17 protein-coding genes are annotated in these 13806 nt (G+C 30.4%); 3 read left to right on the top strand and 14 right to left on the bottom strand.

Features of this window, described 5'->3' with window-relative positions; all coding sequences use genetic code 11:
• Positions 1-130: 130 nt before the first annotated feature.
• The 10 genes from WAF17_RS16780 to WAF17_RS16735 all read right to left on the bottom strand — a co-directional run bounded on the left by WAF17_RS16780 (position 131) and on the right by WAF17_RS16735 (position 7930).
• Entirely contained in the window at positions 131-535 is a 405-nt protein-coding gene (locus WAF17_RS16780; protein ID WP_338762038.1) for a protein-export chaperone SecB, read from the bottom strand.
• Between the two features lie 11 nt (positions 536-546).
• Positions 547-1077: a hypothetical protein gene (locus WAF17_RS16775; protein WP_338762035.1), complete on the bottom strand. Its 531-nt coding sequence runs from the start codon at positions 1075-1077 to the stop codon at positions 547-549.
• 10 nt (positions 1078-1087) lie between these two features.
• Positions 1088-1480 carry a HEPN domain-containing protein gene (locus WAF17_RS16770; protein ID WP_338762030.1) on the bottom strand — a complete coding sequence of 131 codons (393 nt, stop codon included), beginning with the start codon at positions 1478-1480 and terminating at the stop codon, positions 1088-1090.
• 279 nt (positions 1481-1759) lie between these two features.
• The gene (locus WAF17_RS16765) at positions 1760-2068 is read right to left on the bottom strand and encodes a DUF3892 domain-containing protein (protein WP_338762027.1); all 309 of its coding nucleotides are present in this window, start codon (positions 2066-2068) and stop codon (positions 1760-1762) included.
• A 28-nt stretch (positions 2069-2096) separates the two neighbouring features.
• Positions 2097-3023, bottom strand: coding sequence for a hypothetical protein (locus WAF17_RS16760; protein ID WP_338762024.1), 927 nt, complete (start codon positions 3021-3023; stop codon positions 2097-2099).
• A 44-nt stretch (positions 3024-3067) separates the two neighbouring features.
• Positions 3068-3757: a hypothetical protein gene (locus WAF17_RS16755; RefSeq protein ID WP_338762022.1), complete on the bottom strand. Its 690-nt coding sequence runs from the start codon at positions 3755-3757 to the stop codon at positions 3068-3070.
• Positions 3758-4663, bottom strand: coding sequence for a nucleotidyltransferase (locus tag WAF17_RS16750; protein ID WP_338762016.1), 906 nt, complete (start codon positions 4661-4663; stop codon positions 3758-3760).
• A 212-nt stretch (positions 4664-4875) separates the two neighbouring features.
• Entirely contained in the window at positions 4876-5655 is a 780-nt protein-coding gene (locus WAF17_RS16745) for a toll/interleukin-1 receptor domain-containing protein (RefSeq protein WP_338762014.1), read from the bottom strand.
• A gap of 25 nt (positions 5656-5680) precedes the next feature.
• Positions 5681-7048 carry a DUF4041 domain-containing protein gene (locus WAF17_RS16740; RefSeq protein ID WP_338762012.1) on the bottom strand — a complete coding sequence of 456 codons (1368 nt, stop codon included), beginning with the start codon at positions 7046-7048 and terminating at the stop codon, positions 5681-5683.
• 342 nt (positions 7049-7390) lie between these two features.
• Positions 7391-7930, bottom strand: coding sequence for a hypothetical protein (locus WAF17_RS16735; RefSeq protein ID WP_338762009.1), 540 nt, complete (start codon positions 7928-7930; stop codon positions 7391-7393).
• A 124-nt stretch (positions 7931-8054) separates the two neighbouring features.
• On the opposite strand from WAF17_RS16735, the gene WAF17_RS16730 reads away from it, so the two are divergent.
• On the top strand, positions 8055-8243 hold the full coding sequence (locus WAF17_RS16730) for a hypothetical protein (protein WP_338762006.1): 189 nt from the start codon (positions 8055-8057) through the stop codon (positions 8241-8243).
• A gap of 26 nt (positions 8244-8269) precedes the next feature.
• On the opposite strand, the gene WAF17_RS16725 is transcribed toward WAF17_RS16730, so the two are convergent.
• From WAF17_RS16725 to WAF17_RS16710, 4 genes are all read right to left on the bottom strand, one after another.
• Entirely contained in the window at positions 8270-10021 is a 1752-nt protein-coding gene (locus WAF17_RS16725; protein WP_338762003.1) for a DUF2326 domain-containing protein, read from the bottom strand.
• A 215-nt stretch (positions 10022-10236) separates the two neighbouring features.
• A complete protein-coding gene (locus WAF17_RS16720; protein WP_338761998.1) occupies positions 10237-11157 on the bottom strand; it encodes a hypothetical protein in 921 nt (306 codons plus the stop codon).
• Positions 11158-11223: 66 nt separating this feature from the next.
• The gene (locus WAF17_RS16715; protein ID WP_338761995.1) at positions 11224-12282 is read right to left on the bottom strand and encodes a hypothetical protein; all 1059 of its coding nucleotides are present in this window, start codon (positions 12280-12282) and stop codon (positions 11224-11226) included.
• Between the two features lie 192 nt (positions 12283-12474).
• Positions 12475-12894: a helix-turn-helix transcriptional regulator gene (locus tag WAF17_RS16710; protein WP_338770213.1), complete on the bottom strand. Its 420-nt coding sequence runs from the start codon at positions 12892-12894 to the stop codon at positions 12475-12477.
• A gap of 178 nt (positions 12895-13072) precedes the next feature.
• On the opposite strand from WAF17_RS16710, the gene WAF17_RS16705 reads away from it, so the two are divergent.
• Together WAF17_RS16705 and WAF17_RS16700 are read left to right on the top strand one after the other, a co-directional pair.
• Complete coding sequence (locus WAF17_RS16705; RefSeq protein ID WP_338761993.1) at positions 13073-13561, top strand: hypothetical protein; 489 nt, start codon at positions 13073-13075, stop codon at positions 13559-13561.
• On the top strand, positions 13558-13740 hold the full coding sequence (locus WAF17_RS16700; protein ID WP_338761991.1) for a hypothetical protein: 183 nt from the start codon (positions 13558-13560) through the stop codon (positions 13738-13740). The genes WAF17_RS16705 and WAF17_RS16700 overlap by 4 nt, the downstream gene beginning before the upstream one ends.
• Positions 13741-13806 lie beyond the last annotated feature (66 nt).

Genomic DNA, 13806 nt, shown 5'->3' with positions numbered 1-13806 from the left:
AAGTATGTTTTAAAATCACTAAGCAAGTAACGAATTTATGGAGTGCTACACAAATTATTTTTTGATGTAAAAAAACTCCCTACTCAAAAATAATTTGGAGTAGGGAGTTCAAATTCAATAAAAAAGATTTTTATTTCTGAGCTAATCGCACGAAATTAACTGGAGGCAAAAGAATTGGATTTATACCTGCTTTCATAGAAACAGAAGCTAGATGTTCTCGTACAAATGGAAAAATAATAGCAGGAGCATTCACTTTTGCAAAACTATCTACTGATAGTTCAATCTCTGTTTCTGGACATTGAAAATTACCAATCATTTTTATTAAAGATTGAATTTGAGGTTCTTCATTTTCAATCCCTGCTTTATATTCTACCGTTAGACTAACAGTTAAGTTCAATCCATTTTTTTCATTTTCCACTCCAATAGATATGTCACCTTTGAAATCCTCATCTGAAAAGCTGACTTGGGCAGTTCTTTTGAATGAACTTTCCATCAAAATCACATTATGAAGCGTAAAATTTTGTTTTTGTTCCATATATAAATTATTTAAGCAGCAGCAGCAAAAGCATTTTCCTCTCCTGAAAAATCAGGTTCTTTGGCAGCATTAGAATGAATATAATCTAACACATTTTCTACAGAATTACTTTCTTTGTGAAAATAAATATTGTCTATTTTAGTATTAGCTTTTGTTTCTTTTAGTGTATTATAGGCTGTTGCAGAAAGTAAGCTACCTACTTTATGTGTAGTAAAAATAGCAATATCAGCATAGTTTGCAGTTTCTGCTAAACGTTGCATATCATACAAGCTACCCTTTCTAAAATATTCAGGATTTTTTATTGAAGATAAACTTTTCTCACTTAAGAAACCGATAGCTTCATTAGGAAACAACTTTCTAAATTTTCTATAAAACTTTTCCTCCATCTCCAAATAAGTCTTATCATTTTTATAATAAGAATAAGGCAGGACTTCTACATAATGACCATGACATAATTTATCATACTCATATCGTAATTGGATATAAGGAATATGCTCAATAATTTTATCTAATTGTAGCTTGATAAATTCTTGTGGATTCATAGTATTGTGTTTAAATATCTAAAATAAATTTTATATCTGAAAGTGTATGTTTGGTATTTAATAAAGCAAATTTTGCTTCTTCTTCTGTTATTTCCACTTCATTGTAATCAGCATCAACTCTTGTTTTTTTTAAGTCCTGTAAGAACTTATTAATTCTAATCTCCTCTTTATAATCAGCTTTTTCACAAATTTCGTCTAAAACTTTATTAATGATTATATTATGAGAATTTTTTTCTTTATTATTACAATCAGTGATAAAGTCTTCGTCCTCAATATAAATAAACTTAATAAATTGAAGACAGCTATAATATGAACAGTGAATGCTAGAAGCATAAAACCCTTCATCTATAAGTTTTTGAGCAGCCTTTAAATTATCTTTTGACTTCTTTTTTAAGTGGGACATGAACAAATAGTTAAAGCACACTTTACTAATTGAAAAATGATTTGTTCTTATAAGTAGTGAATCATACAGCTAAAGTAATAAATATGCAGCACTTCACAAAGTCATAAACGATAAAATTTTACTATAAGTTTAATTTTTATGAAATAATAATTATTTTTTTGGTGTAAAAAAAACACCAACTTTTTTTGGGTTGGTGGGGTGAAATACAGTAGCACTATCGACTTAAAGTCAGATACATATAACTCACTCGTAAAATGTGAGCAAGTTATATACTTTAATTTATATCGCCTTGGAATAATCAATTAAATTCCCCAAATTATCAGTTTTTTTGTTATTAGGATTTGTTCTCAAATAATCGTTGTCACCTTTAATAATCTCTATCTCTTCTCCATCTATCCAATCTCCGTTAGCATAATCCCATTGGTATGTTTTAGCTACTTCAGTACTCATACCAATATTAAAGATAAGAGTACCTTTATTTACTTTTTGAATTGTTTCTCGTCCATTTTCAATTTTATGAACTTGATAATCAGTTATAGTACCAATTTGATTGCGATAAATGCCTGATACTCTATATTTTATAGACATAGAATTATAAATGTTTAGTAAAAATAAATTAACGCTCAATTTTCCTTTTGATCCAATAAAGGGTAGAAAGGCAAAGGTTATATACAAAGTAAGCATCTTCTTCATGAGCTACAGGAATGAGTTGTTGATTATTTCTATTTGCTCCTTGTCCTAGTAGGTGAATATATTTGGAAGCATAATCAAACGAATTCTGTATGAGACTACGAAATTGCTCCCAACCATTATCAGTCTCTACACTTCTTTCATAATATTCTTTCAACTCAACAGTAACATTATTTCTATTACTTCCTGTTTTAAACGTTTCTATTACTGGACGTAGAGCAAGAATACTATCAGACCATTTACCCTCTTGTATAAAATCTTTAGCTTTTTTCATTTGCTTATATGCACCATCAAGACCATTTTCTAAAAATACTTTTAACTCACTATCAGATGGCATATCAGAAATAGCTTTTGTGAATTTTTCTTTACTTGGGTTATTCAATTCTAAAAGAATAAAATCACCAATACCTAGTTTTGGTGCAAATTCTTTTACCCATTTACTCTGTTCAATGCTAATGCTTTTATCATCCTTGCAAGTCTGTACAACTATATTTTTATAGGCTGATAGATAGTCAATATCTAAATGTACTTGAAAACTAGCATTGTCATTTGTTTTCACTCTATCCTTTTCTATCTCTCTAATAGCTAGTTTATCAAGAGAAAAGTAAAGGTCAATATAAAATGTTTCCTCCTTCATATTCTCTATTTCGTCGTGATGACTAACTTGACGCAATGTAAAGTTACATTGAAAGCTAGAATTGTATTCAGAGATTATTCGCCCATTCACTTTTAATTTAGAGGCAAAAGATAAAGGCGCATACATGGGTTTGTAAGTAATTTGTAATTGAACCCTCAATGTGGGTTTTAGATAAGCAGTATCTACTTGTATATGTTGGTAGTTAGTGAATCTCATACTTTAAAATTGTAATTTAATAATTAGAAGTAGAATATTGTAAATTAGCTGTTATTATCAGTATTTTCATTTCTAATCTGACTTACAGGATGTTTTCCCAGTTTTTCTGGGTACTTATTGATTAACTCTTTTTTCCAAAACTTTAGATTAACCACTCCTGTAGTTTTCCTACCTGTCCAATATTCTCCTGTCAATTCTTTATTTCCTTTAGCTGATATAGATATATTGAACATCATTGTACCAAAGTGCTGTGGGCTTCTATCTTTTACAGTCTGTTTAGGAATACTATCATAAGAGTAAAATAATCTCAAAATTTGATTTTCTTTGTTAATCACAAAGCCACTTGTAAAACTATAACTTTCCATTTCTGCTGTCCTCATCACACAGCTAGTATTTAGTAACGTTTGTTTAATGGTCAAAATAACAGGTATTGGGTTAGGGGTTGTATTTGTTTTAGGATCAACCCAAGTAGAGTGAATAGCTCCCTTCCAAGTACCTTGTATGTTAGGAATAGGAATCAGCCAGTCGTAAAATATTTTCCATTTCCACATAAACTCTACAAAGACAAAGAAGAATATCAGATCACCTGTCACCACCATTGGTAGTGGCTTCAAATAATATATAAATGTTTTTTGCTCACTTTCTATAGGAAATATCAGCAATAAAATCACATAAATAATCGCTGAAACTCCAACGAAAAGCCAAATAAAGTATTTTCTATCTAAGTATTTCATTTATTTAAATTCCAAATAATTCCTCATTTCTATTAAAAATTGATTCACAGTTTTTACATCCCATTTTCTCCCATTATGAAAGAGGTAAAGCATTTCTGATACTTCTCTCCACTCTTTGCATTCAGAGGGATTCTTTGTTTTATTGTATAAGTAGGCTATTGCTGCTTTAACTCTTTCAGTCCAACTAGAATAGTTGTTTATTATATTATTAGGTATATTCCAAACAAGACACTCAATTAGAAAAGAAGAGATTTTTGAAGAAACCGAAACTCCCTCTTTAATCATCTGATATCTAATTCGTTTGAGTATTCTTACCAATCTTTTATACTTTCTCCCAGTTTGTTCGTTTTTCAAACGTCCATTCTCAATATTAATCTTAGGATAATTAATTATTTCATCATTACTCAATGAGTAAAATTTTACACCTTCTTTGAAAACTTTAGGTTTTCTACTTCCTAAATACCTATAATTTCTATATTGAAATGATGGAACAGCATCAGCATCTACTCTATATGAGTTAGAATGAATTTTTATTGATTTATTATCTGGTGTAAGTCCCTTTTCTCCAAATTTTCCTAACAGAGCTCTATAAACACTTTTTCGAAACTCTTGGAAGTTATTTGTACCTGCTGTAAATCCATAATGTTCCCTTGTGAGTCCAGTTGGATATGAAGAGTAAAATGTATCCTTTAGCATAATACAAACATCAACATCACTTTCTGCTCTAACATTAGTATTATTTGCATAAGAGCCTTGAACAAATACTTCAATGTTTCTATTTTGTAATTCTTCAGATGCACGAATAGCATCTTTAATCATACTAATTGCATTAGAAATTCTTGCTTCCTCGCTTTCACTAGCTGGTCTTTTCCAATGATTAAATGTCTCTTCTGAAAATCTACTCATGAATATATTATAATTTTACGGTGTTATGTTTGTAATTATCTCAAAGTATCAATAAACTTCGTTTCATTTGATAGTAGTCTCTAAATCTTATTCGCTTTTCATTCCTGTATTTAAGGGAGAATCAAAGAGTTATTAATTTTCTTTCTCTAACACTTCTTTTTTTCATTTTGATTGATGTTTTTAAGTAAGGATTTATGATTCTATCAAATTCATTATGCTTTATCTAAAAATTTCTTTGTCTGTCTCACTAAATTAACATACAAATCCTCTTTTTCATTTTCGTCCATACGGCTGACAGGTTTAGTTGGAGGGTTCATTGTTTGATATTGACTTATGTCAGTAAACTCATCAAATAAACAAGGCTTTAAAATAACAGTCAATACCACAGCTCCATGTTCTTCAGCAGCTTTTAATAAAGGAGGTAATTCCTCATCTGCAATAAACTCAGAACCTAAAAAATCGGTACTAACTAACAGAATAGCAACTTTCGTTTGTTCTATAGCTTTCTTTATTTCGTCTTTCCACTTTTGTCCAGGCTCAATTTTAGTATCATCCCAAAAGTCTATTTTCTTTGAAAATGGCTTAAAGTGTCTTTTTATGTCTAATAAAAAGTCTGTGTCTAAGTGACTATAACTCACAAAGACTTTGTTCCTTTCTTTGCCATCTGACTCAAACTTTTGGTGTGCTATTTTTGGCAATACACTTACCTCTTGCTTTATATAATAAAGCAACTTATTACCTCCTACATCTACTTGACACTCAGAACTAGCCTCTCCATTATGAGCTTTATCTATATGATTCTTTACATATTTATGAGTGTGCTTATAAATTTCATCAAGAAATATAGCTTTACTCACATCTGAATAAAAACCATACAATTTTGAACGTAGCTCAGATACTTTATTATCAACATTGTATCCCAAAGATGCTTCTATTGATTCTTCGAAAAAATCTTTAGCCTCTAGTTTGATTACTTCCTCTTCTGTCATCATAATTATTTATTAATATAACTTGCTTTTAATTTGAGATTAGTGTTTCCCTCAAAATAACCTGTGTCTCACGATATTCTTGAGCTTCAGCTATTTTGGTAAATTCAATATCTGCGTTGGTATGTTCTAAAACTGCTTCTTCTATTTCATTTAATGAAACATTGAAAAATTCTTTTCTATTATTGATTCGGTTTAATCTACGCTCATTGAATATTCTATGTAGTTGATTTTCTAATTCAGGTGCATTTTCTGAATAAATCATTGCATGAACATCAAATGAGAAAGGAACAGAAGCATCTCCCAACTCTTTTACTCTGTCCATTGGCTCAAGTCTTCTTGTCATTCCAATTTTGTAAACACTCTCTCCAAAAGAACCAATATTTGAGATGATGTACACATGACCAGCTTTAGTTTGCTGTGCCATCGATAGAGCTCGTTCTTTATTTTTGTGAGCCTCCTCTAGCTTTTCTCGTAAAGCTGCTATTTTGGCTTCCATTTTTGAAAGCTCATCTCCGTGTGCCGATTCTAATTCTTGTTGTGCTTCCTCCAATGCCTTTTCGTAACGCTTTTCTTCCTTCTCTGCATCTTTCTTAGCTTTTTCTATTTCACGCTTGGCTCTTTCCTCTTCTCGCATTTGCTCACGGATTTCTCGTTGCTCTTCTTTTTCTTCTTGTTTCTTGACTTGATATTCGTGGGTAAGGCGAAGTTCTACTAATTTCTCTTCTAAATAAATTTCTGTGATTTCTAATTCATTCTTTTTATTTAATTTATTGATAGCGTTGAATGCTTTTTTAATCCTTTCCTCAAAGCGTTCAAAGTTATTCCATTTTACTTTTCCTATCAATGCGTCTGACTCTCCGTTGAAAGCACGAATAGCTAATTTTTCTGCTTGGAGTATCATTTTCTTTCCCTCTGCTAAACTACCACCTACTGACCATTCTCTATGGCAAACTGCTGCTTTTCCTGCTTTAATTAAAGTCTTTTGTCTATTTACACAATCTTTGATTTTTTCTTTATACTTTTCAGATGTATCAAAATCAAAAACAGGTTCATATATTCCATATTCTATGAAATTAACGTCATCTTGATAAATTTTTAGAGATTTTTCTAATTCTGATAACTCAGATTCTAAGTTTTTTATTTGAGAAGATAATTCACTAGCTTTTTTATCTAACTCTTCATTTTCTGTTTTCTTATCTGTTTGATATTTTTCTAAATCAACAATACCATTATATTTTTCTAAGTCCGTTTTAGTTTGAGTTAATTCAGAAGTCTTTTTCTCTAAGTCCGATTGTAGAGTTTTTAACTGTTCATCTGATTTTTTCTTTTTATTGATTGTTAGAAACAAGAAAATAGACAATCCGACAATAACGAGTAGTAAGAATATTTCTAGCATAGTAAATAATTTTAGGGTTCACTACTTAATGTCAAAAACCACCAAAATATTACAAAAAATCTTAAAAATAATTAACAACTATCTGACTATCAACAAAATAAACTTAAATTATTTGTTAATAAATATTAACATTTGCTGTATTCACTGAATATTATTTTATAAAACAATATTCTTATTTTTTTTGAAGAAGCATATCAATAATCTTATTCGCTCTATCCAATTGGCTATGTAAAAGCTCGTTTTCTCTTTTCAAAGACTCAATAACCACGTCTTTAGAAGCGTCAGAACCATTACTCCCCCCCTGCACCTGACTTACATTCTTTGTCTTGTAATAAGAAGATATTAAAACTCTGTAGTTCCGTTACCATCAGCATCAAAGTTTAATTTATCTTTTTCTTTTTCAGCTTTTGAGCTGTCTTCACAAGTTTCTAAATAATACTTAGGTTCTTCATCTTCAAATTTGATAATTCTAGCAATCCAATTATCTATATTTTTTCTTGAGTCTTTTTCTGAAAAGTAAACTCTTATATCATAGTTATCAATTTTATGATAGGTCCCAGTCTTTTTTTTATTTTCAGCATTATATAAAGATAAATCAAGAAACCTCATAAGTGATTGATTTTGGCATCTAAAAGAACTGTCTATTGAAATGAATTGATTTAGAACAGAAACAGATTTTTCAGATGACCAAGTCATTTGCTCATAAACAATCTCAAAATTTTCAATTTTTGGAATTGGTTTTTTCTTAGATTTATTTTCTTCTTCTATTCTCTTAGCTTCTTGTTCTGCTTTATACGCTTCTACCTCTGCTTTCTGCTCAGGAGAAAGGCACGAAAATAAAAATAAGCATAGCACAAGAATTGAAAAAATATATTTCATCATAGTATTATTTAGAAATAGCCCTTTCCAACAAAGACTGCGTATATTTCAGTTGCTTTTAACAAAAATCTTTATAATTCGTATATTTGTTAGAGAATAAAACGATAAACATAAAAATATTACAAATATGATTACAGTTACCACAACTCGCACAAATGTAGCACACAACACCTATGTAGAAAAGACGATATATAAAATTTTTGGTCTTACATTTTTAAAAACATTTCATAATGTAATAGTAAATGATAAACACTTTACTATACAAGGTTTAATAGACTTCTTAAATAAAAAATGGCAAGAAGAGGCTAACCAATAGGCAAAGCCATGGAATACTTCTTGCTTTTACTTATAGCTTTGACCAAACAGCATTTCATCAGGCGCATCAGAGAGTTTGACAACGGTAGCTTCATGTATATCAAAATTCCACTCAAAATCCGTTGGAATTTCATTTTGATTTAAGGTGGTTATGTATTGCATTTCTGGATTAATATTAGTCAAACTGTGCATATAATTTAAGGACTTACCTATTACTTTTTCGTCTATTGAGTGTAATATTCCGTCATGACATAAAAAATGAGGGAGATTTCTAGCTTGTTGAATGATTAGAGTAAATACAGTTAAGTCATAAGCAAGGAGTTGAGCTCTTCCACGTCCTAAAGATTTTTCTTTTGGAGTTTTGATATTTATTCTACAAGACTCTGTTACTTTTTCTCCCATTTTTATATCTAAAGAACCGTTATCTGAACCTACAGAAAGACCTATTTCTTTGATTACAGATGAAAATAAAAGCCTTATTTTCTTTACAGTTTCATCTTCTTGACTAAGAGAGCGAATTATTTGTGTTTTAAAAGCTTGTGCATCAGCTCTAGCCTCACTAATATCTATTTCTAACTGATTTAATTTTTCCAGTTCTTTTTTTGTAGTTGCAAGTTTCAATTTTTCTTCTGCTACTTTTGTGAGCATATCAGTGATTTTAGTAAAAGATTTTTTGTCTTTCAGCGTTCCTAAATATAACTGTTTTTCTGACTCAAGGGATAAAATGTTTTTACCTATCTCGCTTATTTTTTCATTCAAAGTTTCCAATCTCTTTTTTAGAAAGCTCTTTCTATTTTTTGAAATGTTTTGTCGAAACTCTATTATATCATCTAACCTCTTTTTTATTTCAAAAGCCAAACTTTTATTAAGTTCACCATACATTTTCTTGACTTTATCAACATCTATATCTATTGCTAACTCTATACCTTTTTCATACTCATCCAATTCTTCCTTGAAAGAACGCTTTCTGTTACGTAACTCTTCTATACGAATATCTATTTCTCTTACTTTACTCTCTGTATTTTCATCCCAACCATGTGTGTCGAAATTTTCTGCCATATATTCTAATCTAGCTATATCTCTTTCTTTTTCGTCTATTGAGTGCTGTATTTCGTCTATATTTGCTTTATACTCTTCTTCTAATAAATGAGTTATCTTACTTTTTAAGTCTTGCTTTTCTTTTAGTTCGTTAGATTTTTCACTGTGTTTATGTACTAAGTTATTAGATATACCCAATAAAAACATATTATACATTGATAAAATATTTCCATTTAGGGAATATCCTGTGAAATTTACTGGATTATCTCTCTTTAGCTCACTTTTGTCATCTTTTATAAAAAACTTAATTATTCTTCTAAACCAAGATGAGTCACTAAATCCTTCATAGTGATCTTTCTCAAAAAATAAACTCCACAAGTGTTCTTTGAAGTCAGCTTCCTTTTCGTATTTGATTCCCACTTTATTAATTTCTGAAAAGTATATTTCATTACTGCCTATATACCTCTTGATAGTATAAATTTTACTATCAATTTTCAGGTCTAATAATATACTTTTTTCTTTTAAGAAACTGTGAGAAGAATCCTTCAGATATGATTTAGATTTAGTGCCGACTAACAGATAATCTATCAATCTAATTATAGTGCTTTTCCCTATTCCATTAATATTATCTATACCTCCTTCTTTATTTCTATACTCACCCAAAATTATATTCACCCCTAAGTGAAACTCAATAGAAGGAATAATATTATCAGTCGAATAAAGTCGTTTGAGGGTTACCATTTTTTACAAGTTTGATTGTGTAGTCTTCTACCTCTATATAACCCAAAGCGTATAATAAAGTTAGAGCTTCCAGAAACATATCGGGACTGTATCTTTTGTCAATTTTAAGAAATTGCTTCATTACATCCTCTATAATAGAGAACTTTTTTTTTCTGATTAATAGTGATATAACCTCTGCGCCTATTACAAAGGTATTAGTTTTTAAATCAGAATTTTCATTTGGATAAAGCATTTTTCTTTTTTTCAGCAAGTGTCTTTTTGCCAATATAACATCTTTCAAACAAATATAAAAGTACACATCGTAAATAATATTTGTATTTGTCATCCGAAGTTTTATTTGATGTTTCGGCTGCTCTTTTTTCGTATTTCTTCAAAGAATTATATAAAGTATCGTTATAGTCTTCAAGAGCATCACGTACTTTCTTCTTTAAGATATTGACTTTGTCAGATTTACCTTTGAACATTGTATCTAAAGCTCCAAAATATTTCATTCCATCTATAAGCTCCTCAGTCACTCTATCTATCTCCTCTCCACTAAAATTAATTTCTATTTTCTCCTGTGGATCAATAGCTGACTCAATAAAACTACTTATTTGAACAGAAGTATCCTCTTCCAACCTAAGCATTCCTATAACAACCTCATAAAGTAAATCGTTGCTAATTAAAGAATTTTTGATTTCTAGCCACTTACCTATTGCTTCAATATCTGCATAGTTTTGAACACTTATCAACTCTACTAAATCATCTACACCAACTAAAATGACATCACTCTTTAATTCTCTTAGATATTCAACACGTGAAGTAGTCATCTCGTTGTTATAGACAACTTGCCAGTTTGGGTACTTATCAGAAAAGTTTTTTTCATACTTCTCAAAATCTCCAGGCTCTTTAGCATTTCCACTCTTACCTAACTTTTTCTTGAATTTATTCAAATCCAGTTGGTTGGGTCCATAAACAGCTAATATAGTATTACCATCTAAAACCCCATCACTACCACCATCTCTTTTCTGCTTGATAGTAGTAAATCTTGTACTACCATAACACTTTGTATAGAGGAAGTTTACAAAACCCTGAAAGTGTATTTCTTTTTTACTTCGAATACGCTCTTTTATGATGTCTCTAGTGGTACTTTCCATATAACAAAGGAGTGGTAGTTTATTGATTGATTTTATTTTGAAGATAGGGAATAATATTTTTTTTATTTACTCAGATGCACGACCAAAACGAATAAAAGCTAACTCATTTTTGAGTGAATTTCTAAATAATGTAGTTTTTGCTTCTGGAAAATAGTAGGCTTCGATAATATTAGGATTATAACTGGTCACAGGAATCATCTCATACTTCCCTAGTTTTCTTTGAATTTTCTCAAAATCCCATTTAGTCCCTTGTATTAAATTAAAAGCCCATTTAGTTTTTGGATTTTCCTGTATATATCTTCCCCTTTCCAAATCAGTCATTCCCTCACTTGAATCGTTTGATTTGCTTATTCCGTTTTCATTTTTATTGCTATTTTTTGGCAAAAAGTCTAAAATCACAAAAGCTTTATTATCTTCAGTCTTTTTAGCATCAACATTGAGAATAAAATTTTCATACTCTTTCATCTTTATCTGTTCTTGGTTAGCAAACGCTACAAAAAGCTTATTTGCTTCTTTTTCTCCTTTCTTATCTCCTAGAAGATTTTTAAATATAGCAGTTGTCACAGCAGGTCCTACATTTTGATCATCAGGCACAACAAACAAATTTAACTGAATAAGACTGTAGTTACCATCAACACCTTCAATTTTCATAACAACATTTCCTGCCATTGCACCATAAGAATTTTTCTCCTCTAGTTGCTCAAGCTTAAAATAATCTCCTACTTCATTTTGAAGTAACTGCTTTCTTGTAATCTTTATCCCATCGGCTTCCTTGGCACTAACTCTTCTGATTTCATTACCATCATCATTAAATTGGATAGACTCTCCTTTTCCATTTGTAGTAATTTCCTCTACAACCATATCAACCCTATCAGGAAGATTATTATCAACTACTTGATTATTTGGATTATTAATTACAAAAAGAACAGCTCCCGTGTACATTAAGAAAAACAATACATAAACTGCACTAATTCCAATCTTTATTCCTTTCGAAAAACTGCTGCCTTTCCACAAAGCATAAAGACCTACAGGGAACATAAAAATTAAAAGAGGAAGAACAAAGCGTTTTTTATCGTACCAGCTACGATTAGGATTTAAAGAAGATTGTGGTTTTTGAGTATCCATTGTGTAAGAAGATATTTGTAGTTAAAAATATATTAGGTATTTACAATTAATGACAAAAACCACCAAAACATTACAAAAAACCTTAAAAATAATTAACAACTATCTGACTATCAACAAAATAAATTTAAATTACTCGTTAATGAATATTAACATTTGCCTATTCACTGAATATTTTTTTATAAAACAATATTCTTATTTTTTTAAAGCGTCTTGAAGAAGCCCTTGCGTAAATTTCAGTTGCTCTTTCAAAAAAACAACCTCTTCTCTCAACTTCACGACTTCATCTTTTTCTGATGATGTATGAGTCGTATTAGTTACTCCTCCTCCTTGTGTTTGATTTACATTTTTCAAATTTTTCGACTTATCAATGATGTTGTTATTCTGAGAATTAGAACTATTATTTTTATTTTCAAACTTAGTTAGAATCTCTATTTCTGTAGATTCTATTAAATCTTGAACATTTAAACCGAAAATTTCAGACACTTTAATCAAAATAGTTAAGTTCGGTTCAGATGATCCTCGTTCATAATTAGAAACCATAGTAGTTCCAATACCCATTAAATCAGACATCTCACTGATGCTGTATTTCATTTTTTTGCGTAATACACGCATGTTTGATCCGAATTGCTCTTTCATTTAGAATTGTTCTAAATAACGTTATTAACGGATTATTTTTAATAAAACCGTTGTAATTTCAATTAAAGTGTGCTATGTTTGTATTACCAATTCAAACGAAGCACTACAAAACTACAAAAGTTTTAGTGTAGTGCATAATGTACAATACAAATTTATGCAGCACTCCACGACAATCAGAAAAATAAAGCGTCGCAAACCTCGCAGACTCAATAAAAGAGCCGAGCATTTGTGTATTACTTGCACCAAAACTTTCAAACGAGAAATGGAAGTGATTGCGTTTTTGCAAGGACACAAAAATGTAACGGACTTTATCAAATCCCTTATTGAAAATCCAGTTCTTTCGGTGGCAGCTCCTGCGCCTTTACCAAAAGAAACCCCTTTAAAGAAAATTCATTTTTCAGAACAAAAAGGAGATGTAGAAGACGAAAAATCCCAAGTTCGTTTTTACGTGTCCAAAGAAGAACGCCAACGCATTAATGAGCTAACTGAAAAAGCTGATTATAAATACTATGCTGATTTTCTACTGAGTCAGATTGTACCTGTTGTGTTGGCTAACCAAAAGCAGATTGACACCTATTTGGACTTTACTGAATCGGTACAACAACAAACAATATCTTCCAATCCAAAAACACCAAATGTATGACAGCAACCAGATACCGATTTCTTGAAAAAGAAATCAATCGGTTAGGTACTGACATTTACCGAAAAACAAGCAACGGTCAGTCCTGCAAAAAAGCAGAAAAACTTTTAGCCGATTACAAAGCAGAGTTCAAAGCTGCAAGGTTAAAAATAGACCGAGAGCTTAAAGAACTCAATAACTAACTTCTATGATACAAAAGCATCAAGGAGAACCACATGATTGTGAATGCTCCACGCCACCAATAGAAA

This window comes from Bernardetia sp. ABR2-2B (assembly GCF_037126435.1).
GTDB lineage: Bacteria > Bacteroidota > Bacteroidia > Cytophagales > Bernardetiaceae > Bernardetia.
This window is presented reverse-complemented; position numbering and strand designations above follow the sequence as displayed.

What these genes read in the sequence shown, in the direction of transcription:
- WAF17_RS16780 (WP_338762038.1), bottom strand. Translation starts at nt 535, where the DNA reads ATGGAACAAAAACAAAATTTTACGCTTCATAATGTGATTTTGATGGAA.
- WAF17_RS16725 (WP_338762003.1), bottom strand. Translation starts at nt 10,021, where the DNA reads ATGGTAACCCTCAAACGACTTTATTCGACTGATAATATTATTCCTTCT.
- WAF17_RS16740 (WP_338762012.1), bottom strand. Translation starts at nt 7,048, where the DNA reads ATGCTAGAAATATTCTTACTACTCGTTATTGTCGGATTGTCTATTTTC.
- WAF17_RS16705 (WP_338761993.1), top strand. Translation starts at nt 13,073, where the DNA reads ATGCAGCACTCCACGACAATCAGAAAAATAAAGCGTCGCAAACCTCGC.
- WAF17_RS16715 (WP_338761995.1), bottom strand. Translation starts at nt 12,282, where the DNA reads ATGGATACTCAAAAACCACAATCTTCTTTAAATCCTAATCGTAGCTGG.
- WAF17_RS16720 (WP_338761998.1), bottom strand. Translation starts at nt 11,157, where the DNA reads ATGGAAAGTACCACTAGAGACATCATAAAAGAGCGTATTCGAAGTAAA.
- WAF17_RS16760 (WP_338762024.1), bottom strand. Translation starts at nt 3,023, where the DNA reads ATGAGATTCACTAACTACCAACATATACAAGTAGATACTGCTTATCTA.
- WAF17_RS16710 (WP_338770213.1), bottom strand. Translation starts at nt 12,894, where the DNA reads ATGCGTGTATTACGCAAAAAAATGAAATACAGCATCAGTGAGATGTCT.
- WAF17_RS16765 (WP_338762027.1), bottom strand. Translation starts at nt 2,068, where the DNA reads ATGTCTATAAAATATAGAGTATCAGGCATTTATCGCAATCAAATTGGT.
- WAF17_RS16730 (WP_338762006.1), top strand. Translation starts at nt 8,055, where the DNA reads ATGATTACAGTTACCACAACTCGCACAAATGTAGCACACAACACCTAT.
- WAF17_RS16700 (WP_338761991.1), top strand. Translation starts at nt 13,558, where the DNA reads ATGACAGCAACCAGATACCGATTTCTTGAAAAAGAAATCAATCGGTTA.
- WAF17_RS16775 (WP_338762035.1), bottom strand. Translation starts at nt 1,077, where the DNA reads ATGAATCCACAAGAATTTATCAAGCTACAATTAGATAAAATTATTGAG.
- WAF17_RS16755 (WP_338762022.1), bottom strand. Translation starts at nt 3,757, where the DNA reads ATGAAATACTTAGATAGAAAATACTTTATTTGGCTTTTCGTTGGAGTT.
- WAF17_RS16745 (WP_338762014.1), bottom strand. Translation starts at nt 5,655, where the DNA reads ATGATGACAGAAGAGGAAGTAATCAAACTAGAGGCTAAAGATTTTTTC.
- WAF17_RS16735 (WP_338762009.1), bottom strand. Translation starts at nt 7,930, where the DNA reads ATGATGAAATATATTTTTTCAATTCTTGTGCTATGCTTATTTTTATTT.
- WAF17_RS16750 (WP_338762016.1), bottom strand. Translation starts at nt 4,663, where the DNA reads ATGAGTAGATTTTCAGAAGAGACATTTAATCATTGGAAAAGACCAGCT.
- WAF17_RS16770 (WP_338762030.1), bottom strand. Translation starts at nt 1,480, where the DNA reads ATGTCCCACTTAAAAAAGAAGTCAAAAGATAATTTAAAGGCTGCTCAA.